Origin of the sequence: Streptomyces sp. NPDC001750, assembly GCF_042892615.1 — a bacterium.
GTDB lineage: Bacteria > Actinomycetota > Actinomycetes > Streptomycetales > Streptomycetaceae > Streptomyces.
The window spans coordinates 39,884-63,913 of the sequence record NZ_JBIAUE010000015.1 but is presented as its reverse complement, the minus strand read 5'-3'; the positions used below and the strand labels follow the sequence as shown (position 1 = coordinate 63,913).

General features: G+C 70.6%; 21 protein-coding genes. 12 read left to right on the top strand and 9 right to left on the bottom strand.

The window, feature by feature from the left end; all coding sequences use genetic code 11:
• Nucleotides 1-88 precede the first annotated feature (88 nt).
• Nucleotides 89-541 (top strand): hypothetical protein, encoded by a 453-nt coding sequence (locus ACFYY6_RS22820; protein WP_351518734.1) that lies wholly within the window; start codon nucleotides 89-91, stop codon nucleotides 539-541.
• Between the two features lie 54 nt (nucleotides 542-595).
• Here ACFYY6_RS22820 and ACFYY6_RS22815 read toward each other — a convergent pair whose 3' ends face one another.
• The 7 genes from ACFYY6_RS22815 to ACFYY6_RS22785 form a co-directional block, all read right to left on the bottom strand.
• Nucleotides 596-1,081, bottom strand: a complete 486-nt coding sequence (locus tag ACFYY6_RS22815; protein WP_351518735.1) for a hypothetical protein — start codon at nucleotides 1,079-1,081, stop codon at nucleotides 596-598.
• Nucleotides 1,082-1,393: 312 nt separating this feature from the next.
• Nucleotides 1,394-2,077, bottom strand: coding sequence for a uracil-DNA glycosylase (locus tag ACFYY6_RS22810; RefSeq protein WP_073782656.1), 684 nt, complete (start codon nucleotides 2,075-2,077; stop codon nucleotides 1,394-1,396).
• 149 nt (nucleotides 2,078-2,226) lie between these two features.
• Nucleotides 2,227-3,807, bottom strand: a complete 1,581-nt coding sequence (locus ACFYY6_RS22805) for an ABC transporter substrate-binding protein (RefSeq protein ID WP_351518737.1) — start codon at nucleotides 3,805-3,807, stop codon at nucleotides 2,227-2,229.
• Between the two features lie 117 nt (nucleotides 3,808-3,924).
• Nucleotides 3,925-4,680, bottom strand: a complete 756-nt coding sequence (locus ACFYY6_RS22800; RefSeq protein ID WP_351518739.1) for an SDR family oxidoreductase — start codon at nucleotides 4,678-4,680, stop codon at nucleotides 3,925-3,927.
• Between the two features lie 20 nt (nucleotides 4,681-4,700).
• Nucleotides 4,701-5,462 carry a 3-oxoacyl-ACP reductase FabG gene (gene fabG / locus ACFYY6_RS22795; protein ID WP_351518740.1) on the bottom strand — a complete coding sequence of 254 codons (762 nt, stop codon included), beginning with the start codon at nucleotides 5,460-5,462 and terminating at the stop codon, nucleotides 4,701-4,703.
• Nucleotides 5,463-5,738: 276 nt separating this feature from the next.
• Nucleotides 5,739-6,122, bottom strand: a complete 384-nt coding sequence (locus ACFYY6_RS22790; protein WP_351518741.1) for a DUF3037 domain-containing protein — start codon at nucleotides 6,120-6,122, stop codon at nucleotides 5,739-5,741.
• Nucleotides 6,119-6,994: a HipA family kinase gene (locus ACFYY6_RS22785; RefSeq protein ID WP_351625684.1), complete on the bottom strand. Its 876-nt coding sequence runs from the start codon at nucleotides 6,992-6,994 to the stop codon at nucleotides 6,119-6,121. Before ACFYY6_RS22785 ends, ACFYY6_RS22790 begins: the two co-directional genes overlap by 4 nt.
• Nucleotides 6,995-7,692: 698 nt before the next feature.
• Here ACFYY6_RS22785 and ACFYY6_RS22780 point away from each other — a divergent pair.
• Nucleotides 7,693-8,709, top strand: coding sequence for a LacI family DNA-binding transcriptional regulator (locus tag ACFYY6_RS22780; RefSeq protein ID WP_351518744.1), 1,017 nt, complete (start codon nucleotides 7,693-7,695; stop codon nucleotides 8,707-8,709).
• 328 nt (nucleotides 8,710-9,037) lie between these two features.
• Nucleotides 9,038-9,958: a ribokinase gene (locus ACFYY6_RS22775; RefSeq protein ID WP_351518745.1), complete on the top strand. Its 921-nt coding sequence runs from the start codon at nucleotides 9,038-9,040 to the stop codon at nucleotides 9,956-9,958.
• A 134-nt stretch (nucleotides 9,959-10,092) separates the two neighbouring features.
• Here the strand turns inward: ACFYY6_RS22775 and ACFYY6_RS22770 are convergent, their stop codons facing one another.
• Complete coding sequence (locus tag ACFYY6_RS22770) at nucleotides 10,093-11,145, bottom strand: LacI family DNA-binding transcriptional regulator (protein ID WP_351518746.1); 1,053 nt, start codon at nucleotides 11,143-11,145, stop codon at nucleotides 10,093-10,095.
• A 438-nt stretch (nucleotides 11,146-11,583) separates the two neighbouring features.
• On the opposite strand from ACFYY6_RS22770, the gene ACFYY6_RS22765 reads away from it, so the two are divergent.
• Both ACFYY6_RS22765 and ACFYY6_RS22760 read left to right on the top strand, forming a co-directional pair.
• Nucleotides 11,584-12,531, top strand: coding sequence for a nucleoside hydrolase (locus ACFYY6_RS22765; protein WP_351625672.1), 948 nt, complete (start codon nucleotides 11,584-11,586; stop codon nucleotides 12,529-12,531).
• Nucleotides 12,528-13,979: an MFS transporter gene (locus ACFYY6_RS22760; protein WP_351518749.1), complete on the top strand. Its 1,452-nt coding sequence runs from the start codon at nucleotides 12,528-12,530 to the stop codon at nucleotides 13,977-13,979. The genes ACFYY6_RS22765 and ACFYY6_RS22760 overlap by 4 nt, the downstream gene beginning before the upstream one ends.
• Nucleotides 13,980-14,100: 121 nt before the next feature.
• Here ACFYY6_RS22760 and ACFYY6_RS22755 read toward each other — a convergent pair whose 3' ends face one another.
• Entirely contained in the window at nucleotides 14,101-14,475 is a 375-nt protein-coding gene (locus ACFYY6_RS22755) for a hypothetical protein (RefSeq protein WP_351518751.1), read from the bottom strand.
• A 1,359-nt stretch (nucleotides 14,476-15,834) separates the two neighbouring features.
• Here ACFYY6_RS22755 and ACFYY6_RS22750 point away from each other — a divergent pair.
• The 7 genes from ACFYY6_RS22750 (at nucleotide 15,835) to ACFYY6_RS22720 (ending at nucleotide 23,993) form a co-directional block, all read left to right on the top strand.
• The gene (locus ACFYY6_RS22750; protein WP_351518752.1) at nucleotides 15,835-16,263 is read left to right on the top strand and encodes a hypothetical protein; all 429 of its coding nucleotides are present in this window, start codon (nucleotides 15,835-15,837) and stop codon (nucleotides 16,261-16,263) included.
• Nucleotides 16,264-16,336: 73 nt separating this feature from the next.
• Nucleotides 16,337-16,753: an SsgA family sporulation/cell division regulator gene (locus ACFYY6_RS22745; RefSeq protein ID WP_389194822.1), complete on the top strand. Its 417-nt coding sequence runs from the start codon at nucleotides 16,337-16,339 to the stop codon at nucleotides 16,751-16,753.
• Nucleotides 16,754-17,389: 636 nt separating this feature from the next.
• On the top strand, nucleotides 17,390-19,294 hold the full coding sequence (locus ACFYY6_RS22740) for an amidohydrolase (protein ID WP_351518754.1): 1,905 nt from the start codon (nucleotides 17,390-17,392) through the stop codon (nucleotides 19,292-19,294).
• Nucleotides 19,295-19,388: 94 nt separating this feature from the next.
• Entirely contained in the window at nucleotides 19,389-20,042 is a 654-nt protein-coding gene (locus tag ACFYY6_RS22735; protein WP_389194819.1) for a hydrolase, read from the top strand.
• Nucleotides 20,043-20,128: 86 nt separating this feature from the next.
• Nucleotides 20,129-21,775: an MFS transporter gene (locus ACFYY6_RS22730; protein WP_351625657.1), complete on the top strand. Its 1,647-nt coding sequence runs from the start codon at nucleotides 20,129-20,131 to the stop codon at nucleotides 21,773-21,775.
• A gap of 53 nt (nucleotides 21,776-21,828) precedes the next feature.
• A complete protein-coding gene (locus ACFYY6_RS22725; protein ID WP_351518758.1) occupies nucleotides 21,829-22,692 on the top strand; it encodes an aquaporin in 864 nt (287 codons plus the stop codon).
• A 323-nt stretch (nucleotides 22,693-23,015) separates the two neighbouring features.
• Nucleotides 23,016-23,993 (top strand): zinc-binding alcohol dehydrogenase family protein, encoded by a 978-nt coding sequence (locus ACFYY6_RS22720; protein WP_351518759.1) that lies wholly within the window; start codon nucleotides 23,016-23,018, stop codon nucleotides 23,991-23,993.
• The last annotated feature ends 37 nt before the right edge of the window (nucleotides 23,994-24,030 follow it).

Genomic DNA, 24,030 nt, shown 5'->3' with positions numbered 1-24,030 from the left:
GACGTTGCGCCGACCGGAGTCACTCGTGCGGGCCAATCCCTGCTTCCCGGCTCACCCCACACCGGGTCGGCACAGCAGAGTTGCTCGGGTGCAACGAACCAGAACCATCGTGAAACTCCTGGCCGGTGTGGCGGTCGCGACACTGTCCGGCTGCGTGTCCGTGACGCCGCAGCAGGACGTTCCGCCCCGGCCGGGGAACAGCAGGCCCTCCCCGGACCTGGAACCCCAGATCGCACGGCCACCGGTCCACGACGGCCTGGCCGCCGAGCCGGCCGCCGGTCCGTCCACCACCTCGTCCTCCGCCGCGCACGGCTCGCCGCCGGACGCGCGCCGGGCCGCACCGCACCCTCCTCGGCAGCGGAAGCACACCGGCGCGGTGCGCCACCGTCCGCGTCAGGCCCCGCCCGTGATCCCCGCACCCGTACCGGTCCTGCCCGCCCCGGTGTCCGGGCGGGACGTCTGCGCGCTGGGACGGGGATACGGCCACTGGCCGACGGGCAGCCCGCAGTCCCGCATCTGCGACGAGACCTACGGCCGCTGACCCCGGGCGAGCACGACGAGCGGGTGGACCGTCCGGTGCGGACGGGCCACCCGCTCACATCTCCCGCAGGCGCAGCTCCAGCCGTGCGATGGCGGCGCGGACCCCTCCCCCGTACCCGTCGTCCGCCCCGTCCTCCGCGAGCACCCCGGAGGCGGCGCGCGCCCGGTCCAGATGGGTCCGGGCCTCGTCGTCCCGCTGGAGCTTCACATAGTCCGCCGCGAGGTTGAGGTGGAGCGACGGATACAGGACCCGCACCGCGAGGGCGTCGGAGTGCTGCGTCATGCGCTCGTCGGTCAGGCTGTCGGCCGCGGTCAGGGCCCTGAGGTCCCAGGCCAGTTCGTCGCCGGGGTCGTCCTGGGTGTCGGCCATGTAGTGGGCGAGGGTGCACCGGTGCAGGGCGTCGCCGTCCTCGCCGATCTCCGACCAGAGAGCGCCGAAACGGTTGCGGGCCTCCTCCCGGTCACCGCCGTGCAGCAGCATGATCGCCTGGCCGATCCTGGTCATGACGGCGTCCGGCGACGCCTCCCGCTGCTCGGTCACCGCGGCCTCCTCGTCCGGTCCACCCGTTCCCCCTCGAACGCTAGGGCCTCTCCGACGGATCTTCGCGGATCTCCGTGGATCAGCGCGCGCGGCGTCCGGTGCGTCCCGGGGCCGGCGCGGCCGTCCATCGGGCGCCGAGCGGCGCACGAGCGTTCCGCTACCGGCGCGGCGAGCACACCGCCCCGGGCCCCGAAGACCCGCGAGGACCCCGGACGCGTACGGATGCGTGCGGCTCCGGCCGGAAGGTCCCGCCGGAGCCGGTGCGGGCGCGGGCGGCCGTCCCGTCGAACGGCCGCCTCCGGCCCCGCGGCGTCAGCCCAGGTCGGGGATGCGCCAGTCGACGGCCTCGTGCCCCTGCGCCTCGATCGCCTCGTTGATCTGCGTGAACGGACGGGAGCCGAAGAACTTCTTGGCGGAGAGCGGCGACGGGTGCGCACCCTTCACCACCACGTGACGCGTCTCGTCGATCAACGGCAGCTTCTTCTGGGCGTAGTTGCCCCAGAGCACGAAGACCGCCGGGTCGGGGCGGGAGGCGACCGCGCGGATCACCGCGTCGGTGAACTTCTCCCAGCCCTTGCCCTTGTGCGAGTTGGCCTCACCCGCGCGGACCGTCAGAACCGCGTTGAGCAGGAGCACGCCCTGCTCGGCCCACGGCATCAGATACCCGTTGTCCGGGATCGGCAGGCCGAGCTCCTCCTTCATCTCCTTGTAGATGTTCCGCAGGGACGGCGGCGTCTTCACACCGGGTCGCACGGAGAAGCACAGCCCGTGTCCCTGCCCCTCCCCGTGGTACGGGTCCTGGCCGAGGACGAGCACCTTCACCTTCTCGTACGGCGTGGCCTCCAGAGCCGCGAACACCTGGTCGCGCGGCGGGTAGACCGGCCCCTTGGCCCGCTCCTCCTCGACGAACTCGGTGAGCTCCTTGAAGTACGGCTTCTCCAGCTCCTCGCCGAGGACGCCGCGCCAGGACTCGGGCAGCAGGTCGGTGTAGGACACGTCGACAACCTCCGGTAAGTAATACGTTCTTCACCCGAGAACCTACCGGGGGCCACTGACAACGGGCCGGGCGAGCCCCTGCCGCCGTGACCGGAGGGGGCCCGGCGGGCGTCGCCGGGCGGACCCCTCCGGTCACGGCATCGGCCGGGCTACCAGCTGGCCTTGCGGTAGAACTCCCACATCTGCATCACGACCTGCGGGTCGAGGACGCGCTCGCCGCCGCCGATGTCGTCGCCGGACGCCACGTACAGCTTGCCCTGCCACAACGGCAGCAGCCGGACGTCCTCGACCAGGATCCGCTGGGCCCGCTCGAACTGCTTGCTGACCGCGCCCCGGTCGCTCTCCTTGCGGGTCTGGGGCAGCAGCCGGTCCGTGATCTCGCTCTCCAGGTAGGGCGTCCCGGTGATGCTGTCCTTGCCCACGAAGGGAGCGATGAAGTTGTCCGGGTCCGGGAAGTCCGGGAACCAGCCGCGTCCGAAGACCGGGTACTCACCCTTGGTGAAGCCCTCCTGGAACTCCTTCCAGGGCTTGCTCCTGAGCGTGATCCGGAACAGCCCGGAGTCCTCCAGCTGGCGCTTCAGCTCGGTGAACTCCGCGGCCGTGGAGGAGCCGTAGCGGTCGGTGGTGTACCAGAGCGTCAGGGCGACCGGCTTGGTGATGCCCGCCCGCTCCAGGATCCGCTTGGCCTTGGCCGGGTCCGGGTCCCCGTAGGCGTCGAAGAAGCTGGTGGTGTGCCCGGCGATGCCCTTGGGGACCATGGAGTACAGCGGCTCGGCGGTGCCCCGGTAGACCTTGGCCACGAGCGCGTCGCGGTCGACGAGCTGCGCGATGGCCCGACGCACCGCCACGTTCCCGGCGGCGGGATCCTCGGGGTTGAACACCAGGAACCGGATGTCGGCGCCGACCGTCTCGACGATCTTCAGTTCATTCTTCGCGCCCTTGCCCGACTCCAGGTCGACGACGTCGTCCGCGGTGAGACCGCGGTAGATCACGTCGATCTCCTTCTTCTTCAGCGACGCGACCACATGGGCGGAGTCCTTGAAGTACCGGATGGTCACCGCGTCGTTCTTCCGGTCGGCGAAGCCCTTGTAGTCCGGGTTCCTGACCAGTTCGGCCCGGTTCCTGGGCTTGTACGAGTCCAGGAGGTACGGGCCCGAACCGATGACCTTGCCGTCGTCGCGGATCTTGTACTTCGAGTACTCGCTCGGCGCGACCAGCGACATCGCGGGGGTGGCGAGGATGAACGGGAAGGTCGCGTCCGACTTGGTGAGGTGGAAGACGACGACGTCGTCCCCCTTCGTCTCGACCCGGTCGAGGGAGCCGAGCATCCCGACGGGGCCGCCCTTCACCTTGATCGCCGATATCCGGTCGATGGAGTACTTCACGGCCTCGGCGTCGAGATCGTCACCGTTGGAGAACTTCAGTCCCTTGCGCAGTTTGCAGCGGTAGGCCGTGCTGCTGCTGTCGGTGAACCTGCACGACTCCGCGGCGTCCGGCTCGGGACGGTTGCTGCCGGTGGGGAAGCTCACCAGCGTCTGGAAGACGTTCCGCATCAGTTCCCAGGAGTTGTCCCACGCCGCCGCCGGATCGAGTGTGGAGGGCTCACTGGTCGTACCGACGACCATCTTCTGCTCGACTTTCGAACCACTGTCGGAGAGAAGTCCGCAGCCTGCCAGCAGGGACAGGGAGACAAGGACTGCAGCGGCCTGCAGACTGGCCCGGTAGAACACGTGAACGCTCCTCGATCAGCCATGGGACGGCAGACCCTACCGCAGTGCCCTGCCGGGTCAATTCACAACCCCGACAGGGCACTTGAGTCAATCTCGACGAAATCCCCTCAGGCCGTCTCAGCCCACTCCGGCATTCAGGAACAACCCGCCGTCGACCACCAGGGTCTGTCCGGTGACCCAGCCGGCCTGGTCCGACGTGAGGAACGCGGCGGCACCGCCGACGTCCTCGGGGGCCCCGAGACGGCCGAGCGGGTAGGAGGCGGCCGTCTCCGCCTCACGGCCCTCGTACAGCGCCCGGGCGAACCTCGTCTTCACGACCGCGGGCGCGATCGCGTTGACCCGGACGGCGGGCGCGAACTCGTGCGCCAGCTGGAGGGTCAGATTGACCAGGGCCGCCTTGCTCACGCCGTACGCGCCGACGAACGGCGACGCGGACAAGCCGGCGACCGAAGCGATGTTGACGATCGCCCCGCCGTTCTCCTTCTGCCACGCCTTCCAGGTCCGCTGGGCGAAGCCGAGCGCCGAGACCACGTTGGTCTCGAAGACCTTGCGGGCGACATCGAGGTCGAGGTCCGCGACAGGGCCGAACACCGGGTTCGTCCCGGCGTTGTTGACCAGGAAGTCGATCCGGCCGAACGCCTCCATGGTGCGCTCGACGGCCGCCTCCCGGTGGGCCTCGTCGTGCGCCTTGCCCGCCACCGCGATCGCCCGGTCGGAGCCGAGCCGCTCCACGGCCTCCTTGAGCGCGTCCTCGCCGCGTCCGGTGATGCAGACCCGGTCCCCGCGGGCCACGAACGCCTCGGCGATGCCGTAGCCGATGCCGCGGCTCGCGCCCGTGATGAGCGCGACCCGCCCGCTGTCCTGCGCAGTCATGATGTCCTCGGTCCCCCGCGTCAGTTGAGCGGTCCGCCGGCGACGTACATGACCTGTCCGGAGACGAAGCCGGCCTCGTCGCCCGTGAAGAAGGCGATGGCACCCGCGACGTCCTCGGGGCGGCCCACGCGCTGGACCGGAATCTGGGAGGCGGCGGCGGCCTGGAACTCCTCGAAGCCCATGCCGATCCGGGCGGCGGTCTGCGCGGTCATCTCGGTGACGATGAAGCCGGGGGCGACGGCGTTGGCGGTGATGCCGAACTTGCCGAGCTCCTTGGCGAGCGTCTTGGTGAAGCCCTGCAGGCCGGCCTTGACGGCGGAGTAGTTGGCCTGGCCGCGGTTGCCGAGCGCGGAGGAGGAGGACAGCGAGACGATCCGGCCGAACCCGGCGTCCACCATGTGCTTCTGGACGGCCTTGGCCATCAGGAACGCACCTTTGAGGTGCACGTTCATCACGGTGTCCCAGTCGGACTCGGACATCTTGAAGAGCAGGTTGTCGCGGAGCACGCCCGCGTTGTTGACGAGGATCGTCGGGGCCCCGAGTTCGGCGGCGACGCGCGCGACCGCGGCCTCCACCTGGGCGGCGTCCGACACGTCGCAGCCGACGGCGAGCGCGGTGCCCCCGGCCGCGGTGATCTTCTCGACCGTGTCCTTGCAGGCCGCCTCGTCCAGATCGAGTACGGCGACGGCCCGGCCCTCGGCCGCCAGGCGTACCGCGGTGGCGGCGCCGATGCCCCGCGCCGCTCCGGTCACGATGGCGACACGCTGCTCGGTGGTGGACATGCTTGGTTCTCCTCGCCCTCGGATCGCCGCTCAGCGGACGTCGGGGGCCCGGCGCGAACCTCGCGTCGCGCCGGACCTCCCATGACTGAGCGACCGCTTAGTACCTTCAGCAGACGAGACGCTAGAAGCCCCGGCACCCGGTGTCAACGGCCCACGGCCGCAGGGGCGCATGTCACATGACTCGGCGCCGCCCGGAACACCGCGGGCGAGTGTTCCGGGCGGCGCCGTGCGCCGGGCCGGGCAGCGGCGTGGCGGAGGCGAAGGAGCGGGGAGGGCTCAGCGCACCAGCAGGTCGAGCAGCCGCTCCACCTCGGCCGCGGGGTCGGCGGTGAGTCCGCTGTGCACGGGGCCCGGCTGGATCACGGTGGAGCGCGGGGCGATCAGCCACCGGAAGCGGCGGCCCGCGTCGTCACCGGCGGCCTGACCGGCGTCCGCGCCGCCCTGGCAGATACCCTCGACCGCGTGCAGTGCGGCCCGTACACCGGCCACGTCGGCGGCGGGATCCAGCATCACCAGCTTGGCCTCGTCGAGATGCGTGCGGGCGGCGACGAAGCCCCGCGCACGGCAGTAGACGACGACGCCCGCGTTGAAGCACTCGCCGCGCTGCACCCGTGGCACCACGCGCAGCAGGGCGTACTCGAAGACATCGCGCTCGCTCACCGGTGGCCGTCCTCGCCGTTCATGTCGGTGCCGTCCTCGTCGTTCTTCCTGGTGGGGTACGGCCAGGGGCTGTCCCCGGTCAGCCAGCCGGGCGCCTGCGACGGCCTGGCGGGCGTGGGCCCGTCCATCGTGATCCGCTCGTGAATGGTCGCGGCGCGCGGAAGCAGCGCCGCCACGTAGGCGCGGCGCAGTTCGTCCGTGGAGTCGAAGCCCGGCTCGTCGACCAGCCATTCGTCGGGGACCTCTGCCGTGACCTCGGTGAGCAGTTCCTCGGTGACCAGCGGCGCGAGTTCGGCGGCCGCCGCCGCTATGTCGGGCGCGAAGGGGGCGAGCGCGTGGTCCGAGGCGTCGTACGGCTTGGCGGCGGAAGCCTGGGCGCCGGGCCAGTTGTGGTGCCAGATCATGGTGGCACCGTGGTCGATGAGCCACAGATCGCCGTGCCACACCAGCATGTTCGGATTGCGCCAGGACCGGTCGACGTTGTTGATCAGCGCGTCGAACCAGACGACGCGTCCGGCTTCCCGGGAATCGACCTGGTAGGCGAGCCCGTCGAATCCGATGGACCCGGGCAGGAAGTCCATCCCGAGGTTGAGCCCGCCGCTGGCCTTCAGGAGCTCCTGCACCTCCTGGTCGGGTTCCGCGAGCCCGATGACGGGATCGAGCTGGATCTGTACGAGTTCGGGAACGCGCAGCCCGAGCCGCTGCCCGAGCCGGCCGCAGACAACCTCCGCGACGAGCGTCTTGCGGCCCTGCCCGGCGCCGGTGAACTTCATGACGTAGGTGCCGAGGTCGTCGGCCTCGACGATCCCGGGGAGCGAGCCGCCTTCGCGCAAGGGCGTGACATAGCGGGTCGCAGTGACCTCTTTCAGCATTTTCCCAGGCAACCCATCTATTCAGCCTTGCAATCCACGACCGACTCGGAGAGACGCAGCAGCAGGAATCGCCCGTCGACGGCTCTGGGGAGAATCTGGGGAGTTTCGAACGACATGCGGATTCCGCTGCCTCCCCGGCAGTCCACCCATGACCGTTCGCCTCTCGCTTCCGACCTCCGGCATGAAGTGAGCATAAACCGAGGGTGATCGTCGGCGAGGAGTGCCCGAGCCGCCGTGCCGAGGTCACGACAGACTCTGCCACCTCCAGCATGATCGGGGCGCAGGTGTGCCGCGGCACACGGAAGCAGCCCTTCACTTCGGGGCCGCCGCCCACTGCCAGGGTTTCGCTCCCTCGGCGGACGGCGGGATGATGCCGGGGCGATTCCGGTCCGGTGCCCAGTGGCGTGAGATGCCGAGTGGGTTCAGGCCCTGGGCCACCGTCTACGAACGCTCCCGGGCCTGATCTGAACGTCGGCGTGGTTTGGGGTGGTTGGCGTGGGCGATCCGGAAGGCGAAGAGGAATGGACTGGGCTGCGATGCCGCACATGCGGCGGGCGCTTGTCACGATCTGATCTCGACTGCCGGGCGAGGTCTTGTTTTCAGTCACGTAATCGATTCCAATCGTCCGTGTAATCGTTTTCATGACGGTGAGTCGCTGGTTCCGAGGCCACGGGAACCGCAAGAAGGTGGTCAGGAAGATGGCGAGCATCAAGGATGTGGCGGCCGAGGCGGGTGTGTCCGTCGCCACGGTCTCCCGCGTTCTCAACAGCCATCCCTCCGTCAGCCCCGACGCGCGCACACGCGTCCTCGCCGCCGTCGAGACGCTCGGCTACCGGCCCAATGCCGTCGCCCGTTCGCTGCGCACCGATCAGACACACACTCTCGGCCTGGTCATCAGTGACGTGCTCAACCCGTACTTCACCGAACTGACGCGCTTCGTCGAGGAGGAGGCCCGCTCGTTCGGCTACAGCGTCATCATCGGAAACGCCGACGAACGCCCCGACCTGCAGGAACATCACATCCGTACGCTCCTCGACCGTCGGATAGACGGGCTCCTCGTCTCCCCGGCCGACGGCAGTTCGCCGTTCGTGCCCGGCGCGGCGGCGAGCGGCACACCGATGGTGTTCGTCGACCGCTGGATCCGGGGCGTGGACGTGCCCGTGGTGCGTACCGACGGCCGCGCCGCCATCCGGGACCTCGTCGCCCACCTGCACCGCCTCGGCCACCGCAGGCTGGCCATCATCGCAGGCCCGGCCGCCACCACCACGAGCGACGAACGAGTCGAAGCCTTCCGCGAGGCGATGCGAGAGCACGGACTCGCGCTGCCCGGCAGCTACATCGGCCAGGGCGACTTCCAGGTCGCCAGCGGACGCCGTGTCACCGAGCGCTTTCTGGCGCTTCCCGAACCGCCCGAGGTCGTGTTCGCCGCCGACAACCTGATGGCACTCGGCGCGCTGGACGCGATCCGGGCGCGCGGGCTGCGCGTCCCGCAGGACATCGGGCTGGCGGCCTTCGACGACATCCCGTGGTTCCTGCACACCGATCCGCCGATCACGGCGATCGCCCAGCTGACCGGCGAACTCGGCCGCGCCGCCGTGCACACCCTGGTCGACATCGTCGAGGGACGCTCCCCGCAGTCCGTCACCCTTCCTGCCCGCCTTGTCGTACGCAGCTCGTGCGGCGAACCCGCGGCGAACCGGAGGAGCAGCCCGTGAGCACTCAGGACGAGTTGCTGCGCGTCGAAGACGTGGGCAAGACCAAGGCGCGCGAACCGGGCGTCGCCCGGCGGGAGATGGTGGAGTTCTCCGATCGACGACGCCTTCTTCACGCAGACGGAGACGTGTGCCCGGGCGGAGGCGCAGGCGGCCGGAGTCGCGGCCGGAGGAACTGGGCCGACGCTGTGCGGAACGCGGTGCGAGCCGCAGAGGGAAAGCAGGTCGATAGCATGGCCGAGGTGCCAGTTCAAGGTAGTCACCGAGAAGAATGTTGCGGACTTCTCCAGAACAGCGCCTGAGCGGCGTCCGACCCCGGAAAGCAGGAACAATGCACGTCAACGACCACCACCAGTACGACCTGCTGGTTGTGGGCTCGGCCAACGCCGACCTGGTCATCGGTGTCGAACGCCGGCCAGCACCCGGTGAGACCGTGCTCGGTTCCGATCTTGCCGTCCACCCGGGCGGCAAGGGAGGGAACCAGGCGGTGGCCGCCGCGCGCCTCGGGGCCGTCACTGCGCTGCTGGCACGGGTCGGCGACGACGCCCACGGCCGCCTGCTGCTCGAATCGCAGCGGGCCGCCGGAGTGGACACCGAAGGCGTCCTCGTGGGCGGGGCGCCGACCGGAGTCGCGCTGATCACCGTGGACCCCTCCGGCGACAACAGCATCGTGGTGTCGCCGGGCGCCAATGCCCGGCTGACCCCGGAGGACGTCCGGGCGGCCGGCCCCCTCTTCGAGGCGGCGCGGGTCGTGTCCGTTCAGCTGGAGATTCCGCTGGAGACGGTTGCCGAGGTGGCCGGGGCCATCTCCCCCGATACCCGGCTGGTTCTGAACCCGTCCCCGCCCGCACCTCTTCCCGATCACGTGCTGGCCGTCTGCGACCCCTTGGTCGTCAACGAGCACGAGGCGCGCTACATGCTGGGGGAAGCCGCCGGCGCCACGCCTCAGGAGTGGGCGCGGGCACTGCTGAAGCTCGGCCCGCGGTCGGTCGTGGTCACGCTGGGTGCGGCGGGCGCGCTCGTCGCCGATGGCCGTACGGGTGACGTCGTACTCGTGCCGAGCCCCAAGGTCGAGGCTGTGGACACGACGGGGGCGGGCGATGCGTTCACCGCCGCCCTGGCCTGGCGGCTCGGCCTGGGAGAGCAACTGGCCGAGGCCGCCGCGTTCGCCGTCAGGGTCGGTGCGGTGGCCGTCACCCGGCAGGGCGCGCAGGAGTCCTACCCGAGCGCGGAGGAAATCTCCGTCCTGTGACGAAACCGGGAATGCCCGACCGTCGTCCCGCCGGGGCACCGACGGGACGACACACGGTGCGGCGTGCCGGGTGCGTGGAGGCGCGGATCGGGGCGCCTGGCCGACGACCGGTCAGCCCCGGACGCCGACCACGGTCATGACGCCGGGTTTCCGGCAGGCTCCCGGGCCCATGCCGCATCGGCGCCGGGCGCGGCGTCGGCCGGACCGCTGCAGTCCGTCGTGCTGGAGCCGCGGACGATGAGTTCCGGCCCGAGGCGTACGGTGCGGCTCGGTCCTGTCTTCTCGCCGGCCAGCCGCCGGTCCAGCAACCGGGCGGCCTCCGCGGCCAGTTCGGCAACGGGCTGGCGGACGGTGGTCACGCCGGGGTCGGTGAGGCTCGCCATGGGGATGTCGTCGAAGCCGGTGACGGCAATCTCGCCCGGGACGTCCACTCCCAGCTGCCGCAGTCGTTGCAGTGCACCGATGGCGATGAGGTCGTTGGCGCAGACGATGGCGTCCGGGCGGTGTGCGCGCACCCGGTCCACCGCGGCCCGCCCCCACTCGACGGAGAATTCACCGAGTTCGACACGTCCGGGCGCCCGCGGGTCCAGTGCGCCGACGCCGGACTCGTACGCGGCGAGACGTTCGACCGCCGCCGAGGCGGTGCCCGCAGCGCCGACGAAGCACGGACGGCGACGCCCCGCGGCCGCGAGGTGGTCCAGCACGAGCTGTATGCCGGCGGCGTTGTCGACGACCACGGAGTCGGCGACGCCGGGGCCGCAACCTCGGTCCAGCAGTACCAGCGGTACCCGGGCCGCTGCGGCGGTCACCGCGGCCACGCTGCGTTTCTCGTCGACCGGGACGACAAGCAGGGCGTCGACCTGCCGGGCCAGCAGGGCGTCGATCCGTGCCGCTTCGGTCGTCGGGTCGTCGTCGCAGTCGGCGAGGATCACGGCACGGTCGTGGGTGTGCAGCGCGCGCGTCAGCTCCCGTACCAGAGTGGGGTAGAACGGGTTGGTGATCTGCGGCAGGACGAGGCCGATGGTGCCTGTCGAGCGGCTGCGCAACGCGCGGGCCACGTGGTTGGGCCGGTAGCCGAGACTGTCGACGGCCGCACGTACCCGCCGGGCCGTTTCCGCGCCGACCGGCCGGCTGCCGGCGAGCACCCGGGACACCGTGGCGACGGAACAGCCCGAAAGTCGAGCCACGTCTCGCAGTGTTACTTCCGCCACTTCGGATCGCCTGCCCTGTTCTTCTGGTCCGGCCGCGTGAAGCGGGCGGATGCCTGCGGGGAGTTGGCAAACGTTATCACCGGTCGCTCCCCGCGCCCAGGCTGCGATCCGCTGTCCCAAACGGGTCACAACGTGAGATAAGACTTCACCCATTGACATCGTGGGCGTCGGTGCGCAAAGTTCTCGGGAGAACGATTTCCCAGATCGTTTTCTCAACGTTTTCCCACCGCGTGATCAAGGAAGAGTGCGCGGTACCCGTCTGTTCCGCTGCCCGCCCGTGGGTCGGCGCCGCATGCCGGCGTGGACCGCGACGGCAGCCGGGGGACCGTACCGGCGCACTCTGTGCAGCAGCCCTGTTGCGGCGCTGGCCGAGATCCATCGCAAACTGTTCAACTGAGCGAAGGGGCTCATTTGATGGCCAGAAAGATCATCCTGGACTGCGATCCCGGGCACGACGACGCGATTGCCATGCTCCTCGCGTACGGGAACCCGGACGTGGATCTGGTCGCCGTGACCACCGTGGTCGGCAACCAGACTCTGGAGAAGGTGACGCGCAACGCGTTGTCCGTGGCGCGTATCGCCGGCATCACCGGGATTCCCTTCGCCGCGGGAAGTCCGCGGCCGCTGGTGCGGACCATCGAGACGGCGCCGGACATCCACGGCGAGTCGGGACTCGACGGCCCGGTGCTCCCCGAACCGACCCTGGAGCTGGACCGGCGCCACGCCGTGGACCTCATCATCGACACGGTGATGTCCCATGAGCCGGGCGAGATCACCCTCGTCCCCACGGCCGGCCTGACCAACATCGCGCTCGCCGTACGCAAGGAGCCGCGCATAGCCTCCCGCGTCCGCGAGGTCGTGCTGATGGGTGGCGGATACCACGAGGGCAACTGGAGCGCGGTCGCCGAGTTCAACATCATCATCGACCCGGAGGCCGCGCACATCGTCTTCAACGAGAGCTGGCCGGTCACCATGGTGGGTCTCGACCTGACCCACCAGGCGCTCGCGACCCCGGAGGTGCGGGAGAAGATCGCCGCGGTCGGCACCAAGCCGGCCGCGTTCGTGGGCGAGCTGCTCGACTTCTTCGGCGCCACCTACCTCGAGGCGCAGGGCTTCGAGCACCCTCCGGTGCATGACCCGTGCGCCGTCGCCTACGTCATCGACCCGACCGTCATGACGGTGCGCAAGGCCCCGGTGGACATCGAGCTCACCGGCGGGCTGACCCTCGGCATGACCGTGACCGACTTCCGGGCGCCCGCCCCGCCCGATTGCCACACCCAGGTCGCCGTCAAGCTCGACCACGAGCGCTTCTGGGACCTCGTCGTGGACGCCCTGACGCGGATCGGTGACGGCGCCGAATGAACGTCTCCACCAGTACCAAAGCCGTCCCGGACGGGCCGACGCCGGTCACCGACCGGCGTCCGGTCCGGGTGGGCGTGCTGCTCGCTGCGCTCCTCATGGCGTGCTTCGCCTTCCAGCTGAACGCCAGCATGCTCAGCCCGGCCCTGAAGAGCATCGAGGACAGCCTGGGCGCTACTTCGGCCGAGATCGGGCTCACCCAGACCGCGTTCTTCACCTCCGCGGCCCTGTTCTCGCTGTTCCTGCCGAGGCTGGGCGACATCATCGGCCGCCGCCGGGTGCTGGTCGCGATGATGGTGCTCATGGCGGTCGGCTGCGTGGTCTCCGCGCTGGCACAGAACGTGCCGATGCTGTTCGTCGGCCGCATCATCCAGGGCGTGTCCGGGCCGACGGTGCCGCTGTGCCTGATCATGCTGCGGGTCGAGGTCACCGAGCCGAAGAAGTACGGCACCCTGCTGGGCGTGATCACCGCCGTCAACGGTGGCATCGCCGGTGTCGACTCCCTCGTCGGCGGGTTCCTCGCCGACAAGCACGGCTTCGCCTCGGTGTTCTGGGTGATGGCCGTGGTGGCCGCGATCGCCGCGGTCCTGGTCGCCACCATGACACCGGAGACCAAGGCGGCCGCCGCATCCCGGATGGACTGGCCCGGCGTCGCACTGCTGGTCGTCTCCGTCGGAGCACTGCTGATCGCGCTGAACGAGGCCGGCAAGCTCGGCGCCGCTAACTGGCCGCTCGTCGCCGTCCTTGTCGTCGTGGCCGCGATCGCCTTCGCCCTGTTCTGGCGGACCGAGGACAGGAGCGGGCACCCGCTGGTCGCCACCCGGCACCTGCGACAGCGCGCTACCTGGGCGACGCTGCTGACCACCGTGCTCACCATGACCGGCGTGTTCGCCGTCATGAACGGGCTGATCCCGGCGTTCGCCCAGGACGCACACGCCGGGCTCGGCATGTCCGCCGAACAGTCCGCGTGGTGGACGCTCACGCCGTACGCGCTGGCCGGGCTTGCCATGGGTCCCATCGCCGGCCGGCTCGCCGCCGGCTTCGGCTACCGCCGTATCCTGCGTCTGGGCCTGGTCGGCGCGGCCGCCTCCGTCGTCCTGATGATCGTCACCCTGGGCGGCCAGTCGCGTGCCCTGCTGCTCGTGGCCTCGCTCCTGGTCGGCATCACCTACGCGGGCGTGGGCAACATCGTGCTCAACGGCCTCGGCATCGTGCTGTCACCGCGCGAGAACCCCGGATTCCTGCCCGGGCTGAACGCCGGTGCGTTCAACCTCGGGGCCGGGCTCAGTTTCGCGGCGCTCTACGCGGTGCAGACGGCCTTCCAGCCCGCCGACCCGGCATCGACCGACGGCTATGTCGCCGGCATGATCGCGGGCGTGGTCCTGCTGGGCCTGGCCACCGTGGCGTCCTTCCTGATCCCCAAGCCGGTGGCGGCGGAAGACGGAACCTGACGGCTGCGGCTGCCCCGGCACGACACTGTCGACGCCGGGGCAGCGGGATCAGCCCGGCCGGTGGACCGGTGGAGTTCCCGGGCTGTTCACAGCACCCCGAGGGGCGGGCGGATCTACCCGCTCAGGCCGCAGGGCAGGAATCCTCGATCGTCGTTGCGAATCGCGGACGACTGGTCTGCGCGGTGGTCTTCGCGGTCTCCGGCGCGATCACCGCAGGCCGCAGGACTGATGGGCCGCATTCCTCTTCGGGGGGCGGCCCATCACCCGCGAAGTCGGCGTTCGACCGGACGACGAGCGTCTTCCCGCCCAGCGCCGCCCGGATCTCGCCGGCGGCCTCGGCCGGGTCGACGACGTCGTCGGGGACGCCCTTGGAGCGCGGCGGCACCATGCGTGGCCGCGTGTCCATCAGGGTGGTGCCGTCGGGGGCGAGGGCAGTGATCTGTGCGTCGGAGGGGGTGCTGCGGTCGAGATGGGCGACGGCGAGATCCTCGCCCACGAGGTCGGCGGCTTCTGAGCCGGGTGGTCCCCGAACCTGCTCGCTGTGCGTCCAGGGGCCGGTGCGTGGCCGGAGGCGCCCTCACGCACCGGTGCCCCGAGTACGCGCCTGACCACCCTGGGCCCCCGGCAGCGGCACGGTGCCGGTGCTGCTACGGCGCGGGGCAGGAGCTGGTGCTGTGGCCGGAAAGGTTTGCCGGGAAGCTCGCGGCGTCCGGTGCGGTGCGTCGCAGGGCGGAGGATCGCCCTCGTACGGAACGTAGCCGGGTAATGCGACAACGCGGCGACGTGCCGTGCCGGACGCCGCGAGCCGGTGAACCCTTCCGGTCGCAGCACTAGTGCCGCTCGGGCTGCCGTCGAGCTCGAACTCGGCGGCCACGGGGGCGTGTTGCCAGGCGTGGGCGCGTTCGACGTGCCGTCGTGGGGCGAGCCCGATCCTCGCGGCGCTCCGGCCTCCTGACCGAGCAGGGCAAGTCCGCGTTCGACGCCACGCCCTGACGCGATACCCCCACATCCATCCCCGCGGCGGTGTGTCCGGCGCGCACATCGCCGGACACACCGAACGCCCCTACGGGCACGCTCCTCCCCCGCACCACCGCTCGGGCCGCACACAGCACCCTTCGCCCGCTTCACCGCGCGACAACAACCGGCACCCTTCGCCCGCTTCACCGCGCGACAACCACAGGCGCCCCGCGCCCGTTCGCAGGGCGGACGACATACGGCGCACAACCGCTCCACGCACCTCCCAGGGGTGCCCCGCCGAGCCTCCACTCCCCCGGGCAACCGGCCGCTCACCCGCCACGTCTTCGCACCCAGGCGGACCGGTAACGACCTCGTCCACGATTGGCAGTGGGGGAAGGAGCGGCGTCTGGGGCCTTCGAATCCAAGGCGGAGGTGGGAGTCGACGCGGAGCGTCGGTGACTGACGACAACGCCGGAGGCGGAGGTCCCAGACACCGCGACGCCGCTGCCAATCGTGAACGAGGTCGTAAGCCACCCGGATGTCCCAGCTCGCCTGTCAGACAGGCGAGTTCACCGCCTGCGCGACCACGACGCGGGCATCCGGGAACACCCTCGCGCAGAGCCCGCCGGACCGGCCGACACCACGCGTGCCGACGTGCGGCCGTCGGCCACGCCCGACGACAGCACACCCGTCGACACGTCATCGGCCCGCTCCCGCAAGACACCCTGGCCGCCCTATTTACTCCCTTCCTCCCCTTATCGATCAGGTGAAATACCTCATGAGGCATCCGTTCAACATTCAACTAGATCTCGCGTAGGGTTCGGATATACCCGGACAACCCGGTATGAGTTCCGCGGCCGCCGACCCTGCGGTCGCGGAAGGAGCAAGGAGAACAACAATGCTGAACCGCATGATCGGACGGCGGATCGCCGCCACGGCCGTCGCCACCGCAATCGCCGGTGGCGCGCTCCTGGCCGGCACCGGCGCCGCCTCTGCGGCACCCCGCCCCGCGGCCGAGCGAGCGGCGTCCGTCTCTCACCCCGTGAGCACCAGCGGGCACGGAGGATGGGACGACGACCGCAGCGATCGCGGCCACAACGGCCACCGCTCGGACCGTGACCACCGCTCGGACCGCGACAGCCGCTCGGACCGTGACCACCGCTGGGACGGCTACCGCACCTGGTACCGCACCGGCAGCAGCTGGTACAGCGACGACCACGGCCGCCACTACCGCTACGACGGCCACCGTCTCTACCACTCGGTCCACGGCACGTGGACCGTGGTGACCAGCCTTCCGCACGGCTTCGGCCACCACATCTTCCGCTGATCCCGGGATGAGCTGCGCCGCCGCCCCTGCGCGGCGGTGCAGCCGCCCCCGGTGCCCAGGAGTTGATCAGGCCATGGCCCACCACTTGGACAAGTCGCTCGACATGGAACTCGTGCTCGCCCCGGGCGAGCACGTCACGGTGCCCGCTTCCCTGCGCTACGGATCGGACGATCCGTACGCCGTGACCTTCGCCTTCCACACCGGTACCGAAGAACCGGTGACGTGGACCTTCGCCCGCGACCTCCTGGCCGACGGTGTCCTCCGGCCGACCGGTGACGGGGACATACGCCTCTGGCCGAGCGGCGCCGGGCACCGGATGGTGCTCAACCTCGCCCTTTCCTCCCCGGCGGGCCGGGCCCGGCTCGCCGCCCCGCTCCGCGTGGTGACCGACTGGCTGGCCCATACGTATCACCTGGTTCCGGCCGGCCGGGAGGCGGACGACCTCGACGTGGAGGCCGAACTCTGCCGCCTGCTGCACGGAGCGGGCTGACGAGCCGGGCCGGGCACCCGGTCACCCGACCGGTCCACGCTCCTCTCCCGCGGCCCCCGATCGAAGAGCCCGCACACCGGAGCCCGCGGGTTTCACCCGACCGCCCCCGCCCGCGAGGCCGTTCGGCACACGGCCGCCGCACCTCCTCCGTCCCAGGGCCTTCCGGGCGGCTGACCGTACGGCCGGCCGCGGAACCGTACGACCACCGGTGCGCGAGATCGAGATGCCGCCCCAGGGCGACGTAACTAGCCTCCGAACCGGGACGCATCGGGTCCCTCCTCACGGCTTCGGCCTCTCCCGGACACAGTTCGGAGATCCCATGGACTACCCGCTCGGACCGTGCCACGCGGTGCGCATCGCCGCCAGCCCAACCGTCGTCACCGCAGGGCGCCCGTCCTCCGCGGCCGAATCCCCGGACGGGCCCGGTACCGGCCGACCGGCCACGACACGGCCCGCCCGGGAACGGACGCCGTCCCCGCCGTGAGGGCGGCCACCGCCGGAGTCGACAGCCGCGGCGACCAGCCCTGCGGCAGGACCGGTCCGCGGGCCGGCCCGTGCCGTACCTGATCCAGCCGAGTACCGACCGGCCGACGGGTGGGAGCAAGCCTCCCGGCCCCGGGGCCATGGAGCGTTCTCATGATCAACGTCATGCCAGTGGACGGCGTTTCCCCCGCCCCCGAGGCACGGGAGCCGGCCGACCTGATCATCCGTAACGGCCGTGTGTTCACCGGGGACCGCGCACGCCCCGCCGTCTCGGCCCTCGCCGTACACGACGGGCGTATCACCGCGATGGGCGACGACTCGGACGTCGCTCCCTTCGTGGGACAGCGGACCAGGGTGGTCGACGCCCTCAACCGCCGGATCGTTCCAGGGCTCAACGACTCCCATCTGCACGTGATCCGCGGCGGTTTGAACTATCTGCTGGAGCTGCGCTGGGACGGCGTCCCCTCGCTGCGCACCGGTCTGTGGATGCTGCGCGAGCAGGCCGCGCGCACGCCCAAGGGTCAGTGGGTGCGGGTGGTGGGCGGCTGGACCGGCGAGCAGTTCGCCGAGCGGCGGCTGCCCACCGTGTCGGAGCTGAACGCCGCCGCCCCCGACACCCCGGTGTTCGTGCTGCACCTGTACCAGTCGGCCATCCTCAACCATGCCGCGGTGAAGGCGGTCGGCTTCACCAAGGACTCCGTGGCACCTCCCGGGGGCCAGATCGTCCGCGACCACTCGGGCGAGCCCACGGGAATGCTGCTGGCCGCCCCGGCCGCCGGACTCCTGTATGCCACGCTCGGCAAGGGACCGAAACTGTCGGACGACGAACAGATCGGCTCCACCCGGCACTTCCTGCACGAGCTGAACCGGCTCGGACTGACGAGCGCCATCGACGCGGGCGGCGGCTTCCAGAACTTCCCCGAGAACTACGGGGCCGTGACGAAGCTCGCCGAACAGGGCCTGCTGACCATGCGTATCGCCTACCACCTCTTCCCGCAGACCCCGGGGCAGGAACTGGACGACCTGCGGCGGTGGATCGGCATGGTGCGCCCCGGGGACGGCGACGAGTGGCTGCGGCTGAACGGCGCGGGGGAGAACCTCGCCTGGTCGCCGGCGGACTACGAGAACTTCACCGAGCCCCGGCCGACCCGCCCCGATCAGGCGGACGGCGAACTCGAGTCGGCCGTACGCCTGTTGCTCGACAACGGCTGGGGCTTCCGGCTGCACGCCACCTACGACGAGACGATCCGCGCCAACCTCGACGTCTTCGACAAGGTCGCGGCGGACGGCGGATTCCCCCGTGGTGTGCCGTGGTTCTTCGACCATGCCGAGACCGTGTCCGAGGCCGGCCTCGAGCGCATCGCGCGGATGGGCGGCGCGTTGTCCATCCAGAACCGCATGATGTTCCAGGGAACCGCGTTCAGCGAACGCTACGGCGCCGCGCGCACCGCCAACACTCCCCCGATCCGCCAGATGCTCGACTCCGGCCTGACGGTCGCCGCCGGCACCGACGCCACCCGCGTCTCCAGCTACAACCCCTGGCTCTCCCTGGAGTGGCTGGTGCGCGGACGCAGTATCGGCGGGCAGCAGCTGGCGTCCCCGGAGAACCGGATCGACCGCGCCACCGCGCTCCGCATGTACACCGCGGCCGGAGCCGAACTCAGCGGTGAGAGCGACGTCAAGGGGATCCTCAAGGAGGGCTACTACGCCGATCTGGCGGTGCTCTCCGAGGACTTCTTCTCGGTGCCGGAGGAGGACATCTCCCACATCGAGTCCCTGCTGACCGTCGTCGGCGGCCGCATCGTCTACGCGGCCGGGGAGTTCGAGGGTCTCGCCGCTCCGCTGCCCGGAGTGGAGCCGTCCTGGAGCCCGGTCGCCTGCTTCGGCGGCTACCACCGGACGGTGGCCCCCACCCCGCCCTCCGGTGTGCGGCAGGCGCAGGCGCTGGTCGAGGCCGTGGCCGAGTCCGAGGAGCACCGGCAGTGGAGGATCGCCCAGGGCTTCGCCCGGGACGGCACCCGCCCCTCCGAGATCTTCGACGCCTGTTTCGTCCTGTAGCGGGCCGACGAACCGTCACTCCCGGCCGCCGACGCGCCACCGGGCCGCGGCAGTCCGCCGCGCAGACACGGTTTCAGACGAAGGGTTCAGCATCGTGGTGAATACCCAGAACGTGAAGGCCGACCCCGCGGAGTCGCTCCTCAGCCCGGAGAACAGCGTGTTGGTGATGGTGGACCATCAACCGCAGATGTTCTTCGGCACGACCAACGCCGACCGGGGCGAGATCATCAACGCCACCGTGGGGCTCGCCAAGTCCGCCAAGGTGTTCGGCGTGCCGGTCGTCCTGACCACGGTCGCGTCCAAGAGCTTCTCCGGGCCGCTGCTTCCGCAGCTGGCCGAGGTGTACCCGGACACCGAGCCCATCGACCGCACCACCATGAACTGCTGGGAGGACCAGCGGGTGGTCGACGCCGTCAGGTCGACCGGCCGCCCCAAGATCGTGATGGCGGGACTCTGGACCGAGGTGTGCATCTCGCTCGCCGCCCTGTCCGCCGTGGACCAGGGGTACGAGGTGCATGTGCCCACCGACGCGTGCGGCGGTGTGTCCGTGGCCGCGCACGACAACGCCGTGAAGCGCATGATGCAGAACGGCGTCGTGCCCACGACCTGGCTGACCACCCTGCTCGAATGGCAGCGCGACTGGGGCCGCACCGAGACCTACGACCCGGTCATGGACGTGGTCACGCAGCACGCCGGGGCATACGGGCTCGGAGTCGTCTACGCCCGCGCCATGCTGTCCGGGCACTGAGGCGGAACGCGGGCCCGGTGCTCGGGGAACGAGCACCGGGCTCGCCGTCCGGCCTCACCCCATACCCACGCAGGGAGCGACAACGGATGACACCTCCTAGGGACGGTGGCACGACGACCGGCGCGAAACCGCCCGCTCCGGACTCCGCCGCCGTATCGACCTGGCAGCCGCTGCGACTGCGTGTGTTCCGGACCCTGTGGATCGCGCAGTTCGTCTCCAACGTCGGCGGCTGGATGCAGACGGTCGGCGCGCAGTGGCTGATCACCCAGGAATCGGGGTCGGCCGGGCTGATCGCCCTCGTCCAGACAGCGGCCAGCCTCCCCGTCCTCCTGCTCGGCATCCCCGCCGGCGCCCTGGCGGACATCGTCGACCGCCGAAAACTGCTGCTGGCCGCCCAGGTCCTGATGTTCACGGCCGCCGGGCTGCTCGCCGCGCTGACCGCGCTGGGGCGGATGGACTCCTACGGCGTCCTGGCCCTGACCTTCGTACTCGGATGCGGCACCGCCCTGATGAACCCGGCGTGGCAGGCCATCCAGCCGGAGCTCGTGCCGAGGGAGCAGATCCCCTCCGCCGCGGCCCTCGGCGGCGTGAACATGAACCTCGCCCGGGCCATCGGTCCGGCCCTCGGCGGCCTGGTGGTGACGCTGGCCGGCACCGCCACCGTGTTCGCCGTCAACGCGGCGTCGTTCCTCGTCACCCTGGGCGCGCTCGCGACCTGGCACCGCCGGGCCGAGCCCGACCCGATGGGGGCCGAACGGATCCTCCCCGCCCTGAGGGCAGGGAACCGCTACGTGCGGAACGCGCCCAGGGTGCGCCGGGTGCTCGGCCGGTCGCTGCTGTTCGTCCCTTGTGCCGCCGCCCTGTGGGCCCTGTTGCCGGTGGTCGCGCGGCAGCGGCTGGGCATGGGGGCCGGGGGCTACGGTCTGCTCCTCGGAGCGGTCGGCGTGGGCGCGGTCCTCGGGGCCGCCCTCCTGCCCCAGGTACGCAGACGCTGGTCGAGCAATGCCGCGCTGGCCACCGGAGGGCTCCTGTTCGCGGTGACGCTGGCGCTGCTGGCGGTGGTACGCGTTCCCTGGGTCGTCGGTCTGGTCCTGGTGTTCTCCGGGGTCGCCTGGGTGGGCGTGCTGTCCATGCTCAACGCCCAGATGCAGGTGACGACGCCCGGCTGGGTGCGGGCGCGGGCCCTGGCCTTCTACCTGACCATCTTCCAGGGCGGAATGGCGATCGGTGCCGCCGTCTGGGGCAAGGCCGCCGACGGGGTCGGCCTGGTGCCGACCCTGCTGATCGCCGCCGTCGCGCTCGCGGCCGCGTCGCTGGCGGGGCTGATGCTCGCCGTACCCGACTCGCCGCTGGACCGTTCGGTCTCGATGCACTGGGCGGCTCCGACCATGGTGCTGGAGCCCGCGGAGGACGACGAACAGGTGCTCGTCACCATCGAGTACGTCGTACCGCCCCACAACGCCGATCTCTTCATCGAGTCCATGCGGGCCATGGGCCGCTCACGGCTGCGCACCGGCGCGGTGAGCTGGGACCTCTACCGGGACGGCACCGATCCCGACACGTACCTGGAGGTCTTCCTGGTGGCCTCCTGGAAGGAGCACCTTCGGCAGCACAGCGGCCGTCTCACCGGCTTCGACCGGGAGACCGAGGAGCGCGCGCGGTCCCTGGTGGACCCCGACCACCCCTTCAAGGTCACCCACTACCTGCCCGCCCGCAAGAGCCCTCCGGCCTGACCCCCCAAAAAAAGACGCCTCGTCCCCCACACCGTCCGGAGGTGATCGCGGCCATGACCACCGACCCCGCCTCGTCCAGCGCATCGGCCCCGCCCGCCCCACCGGGAAAGGGCCCCCCGACGCCGTCGGCCGTCGCGGGGCGCAGCGCTCTCGAATGTCTCCTGACCTTCGTGCTGCTCTTCGGTGTCACCACGATCGTGCGCTGGGTCATGGGTCCCTCCGCGCTCTCCGACGCGGTTCCCGGGATCCACCTCAAGCTGCTGATCGTCGGGGCGGCGGTCGGTCTGCTCCTCGCCGGACTGATCCTCAGCCGGCCCGGACGGCTCTCCGGCGGGCACATCAATCCCGCGATCTCCCTCGCCATGTGGCGCTTCGGCGTCTTCCCCGGCGTGTCCGTGGCCCCCTACGTCCTGGCACAGCTCGTCGGCTCGTTCCTAGGGGTGCTCGCGGCCCGGGCCGTGTGGGGACCGGTGGTCGGGCGGCCCCCGGTCCTCTACGCCGTGCTGCGGCCCGCTTCCGGCTGGACGGACGGCTGGCTGTTCGCGGCCGAGGCCGCCGGCATGGGCGTCATCGTGTATCTCGTCGGGTACTTCCTGCAGACCCCCCGGCTGGCCCCCGCCGTTCCCTGGCTCGTCGGATTCCTGATCGGTGCGGCCATCGCCCTGCTCGGCACCAGCTCGGGAGGCAGCGTCAACCCCGCCCGCCAGTTCGGTCCGGCGGTGGCGTCCGGCGAGCTCGCCTTCCTGTGGGTGTATCTGGTGGCGCCCATGGTGGGCGCGGTGATCGCGGCGTTCGCCCTGGACCGGCTGCGCGCCCGCCGTACCGTACTCACCCATCGGCTGTGCGGCACCCAGGCCGACGGCACGCCCCTTCCGCCCCTCACTCGCCGTCGAAGCACCGTCACCGATCGCCCATGACACGAATTCTCCACGGCCGGAAATTCTCCCGTATTCCATGGTCACCGAAGACGCAACGGCGCCCCACCCGTCGGCGCGGACCGAAAATAATGGAGAAAAAGATGAACGGCCCCGCATAACCGGCCGTTCGGACTTGACACCCAGGCAAAGGAGTCCCTGATGTTCGAAAAAAAGAGTTTCACACGAAATCAATGGCCTGAAACGAGTACATCCCACCGCCATCGCACCGGATTCCTTCCGGAATTGGGCGGGGCCTCCGTCCCCGCTTGTACGACATCCCGCACCCCGTTGGCCAGTTGAGCGAATTCCTGGAAAGGCTTGTGATGCGTGCTCTGCGTTTCAGTCGTTTCGGAGATCCCGATGTCCTGCATGTCACCGACGTCCCCGACCCCGTGGCACGGCACCACTGCGAAGCGGTCGTCGCCGTCAGATCCGCTTCGGTGAATCCCTCGGACCTGAAGAACGTGGCCGGCCGGATGGAGGGAACGACCCTTCCCCGCACGCCCGGACGCGACTTCTCCGGGGTCGTGGTCGACGGACCACCCGAATGGGCCGGCGTCGAGGTCTGGGGGACGGGAGGGGACATCGGCTTCTCGCGCGACGGCTCGCACGCGGAGTATCTCACGATCCCCACAACGGCCCTGGCCCGTAAACCCGAACGGCTGAGTTTCGAGGAGGCGTCGGTCGTGGGGGTCAACTTCGTCGTCGGCTGGCTCGGTGCCGTCGAGGCGGCACGGCTGGCCGCGTGGGAGTCCCTCGCGGTGTTCGGCGTCTCGGGTGGGGTCGGCGGCGCCGTGGCCCAGATCGGCCGTGCTCTCGGCGCCCGTGTCATCGGCATCGACCGGGTCCAGCCTGCCGACGACACACCCGCCGCGTCGTCCATCGACGCCTTCGTCGCGCTCGACGGCGACCCGCAGGACGTCGGAGCGCAGGTCGAACGCCTCACGGCGGGCAAGGGCGCGGATGTGGTGTACGACGCCGTCGGAGGCGTCACCACACCGGCGGCGCTGGCCTCGTTGGCACACCGCGGCCGACTGGTGGTGATCTCCTCGGTCGGCACGCGGACCGCGGAGATCGACCTCGTCGACCTGTACCACAACGAGACGCGGATCCTGGGGTGCGACAGCCGCCGGCTCGACGCCGCGCAGAGCGGCGCACGCCTCGACCTGCTCAGGCCGTTCTTCGACCGAGGGAGTTTCCGGCCGCTTCCCGTCACCGGCCGGTACGGCCTGGAGAACGGCAAGGGCGCCTATGTCGCCCTCGCGAACGGAACACGGGGCCGCGTGGTCATATGCCCCTGAGGGGGTATACGGATCGTGTCCTCTCGCCCGAACCGGT

What these genes read in the sequence shown, in the direction of transcription:
- ACFYY6_RS22765 (WP_351625672.1), top strand. Translation starts at nt 11,584, where the DNA reads ATGGCCAGAAAGATCATCCTGGACTGCGATCCCGGGCACGACGACGCG.
- ACFYY6_RS22750 (WP_351518752.1), top strand. Translation starts at nt 15,835, where the DNA reads ATGCTGAACCGCATGATCGGACGGCGGATCGCCGCCACGGCCGTCGCC.
- ACFYY6_RS22720 (WP_351518759.1), top strand. Translation starts at nt 23,016, where the DNA reads ATGCGTGCTCTGCGTTTCAGTCGTTTCGGAGATCCCGATGTCCTGCAT.
- ACFYY6_RS22745 (WP_389194822.1), top strand. Translation starts at nt 16,337, where the DNA reads ATGGCCCACCACTTGGACAAGTCGCTCGACATGGAACTCGTGCTCGCC.
- ACFYY6_RS22780 (WP_351518744.1), top strand. Translation starts at nt 7,693, where the DNA reads ATGGCGAGCATCAAGGATGTGGCGGCCGAGGCGGGTGTGTCCGTCGCC.
- ACFYY6_RS22740 (WP_351518754.1), top strand. Translation starts at nt 17,390, where the DNA reads ATGATCAACGTCATGCCAGTGGACGGCGTTTCCCCCGCCCCCGAGGCA.
- ACFYY6_RS22725 (WP_351518758.1), top strand. Translation starts at nt 21,829, where the DNA reads ATGACCACCGACCCCGCCTCGTCCAGCGCATCGGCCCCGCCCGCCCCA.
- ACFYY6_RS22730 (WP_351625657.1), top strand. Translation starts at nt 20,129, where the DNA reads ATGACACCTCCTAGGGACGGTGGCACGACGACCGGCGCGAAACCGCCC.
- ACFYY6_RS22785 (WP_351625684.1), bottom strand. Translation starts at nt 6,994, where the DNA reads ATGCTGAAAGAGGTCACTGCGACCCGCTATGTCACGCCCTTGCGCGAA.
- ACFYY6_RS22760 (WP_351518749.1), top strand. Translation starts at nt 12,528, where the DNA reads ATGAACGTCTCCACCAGTACCAAAGCCGTCCCGGACGGGCCGACGCCG.
- ACFYY6_RS22800 (WP_351518739.1), bottom strand. Translation starts at nt 4,680, where the DNA reads ATGACTGCGCAGGACAGCGGGCGGGTCGCGCTCATCACGGGCGCGAGC.
- ACFYY6_RS22775 (WP_351518745.1), top strand. Translation starts at nt 9,038, where the DNA reads ATGCACGTCAACGACCACCACCAGTACGACCTGCTGGTTGTGGGCTCG.
- fabG (WP_351518740.1), bottom strand. Translation starts at nt 5,462, where the DNA reads ATGTCCACCACCGAGCAGCGTGTCGCCATCGTGACCGGAGCGGCGCGG.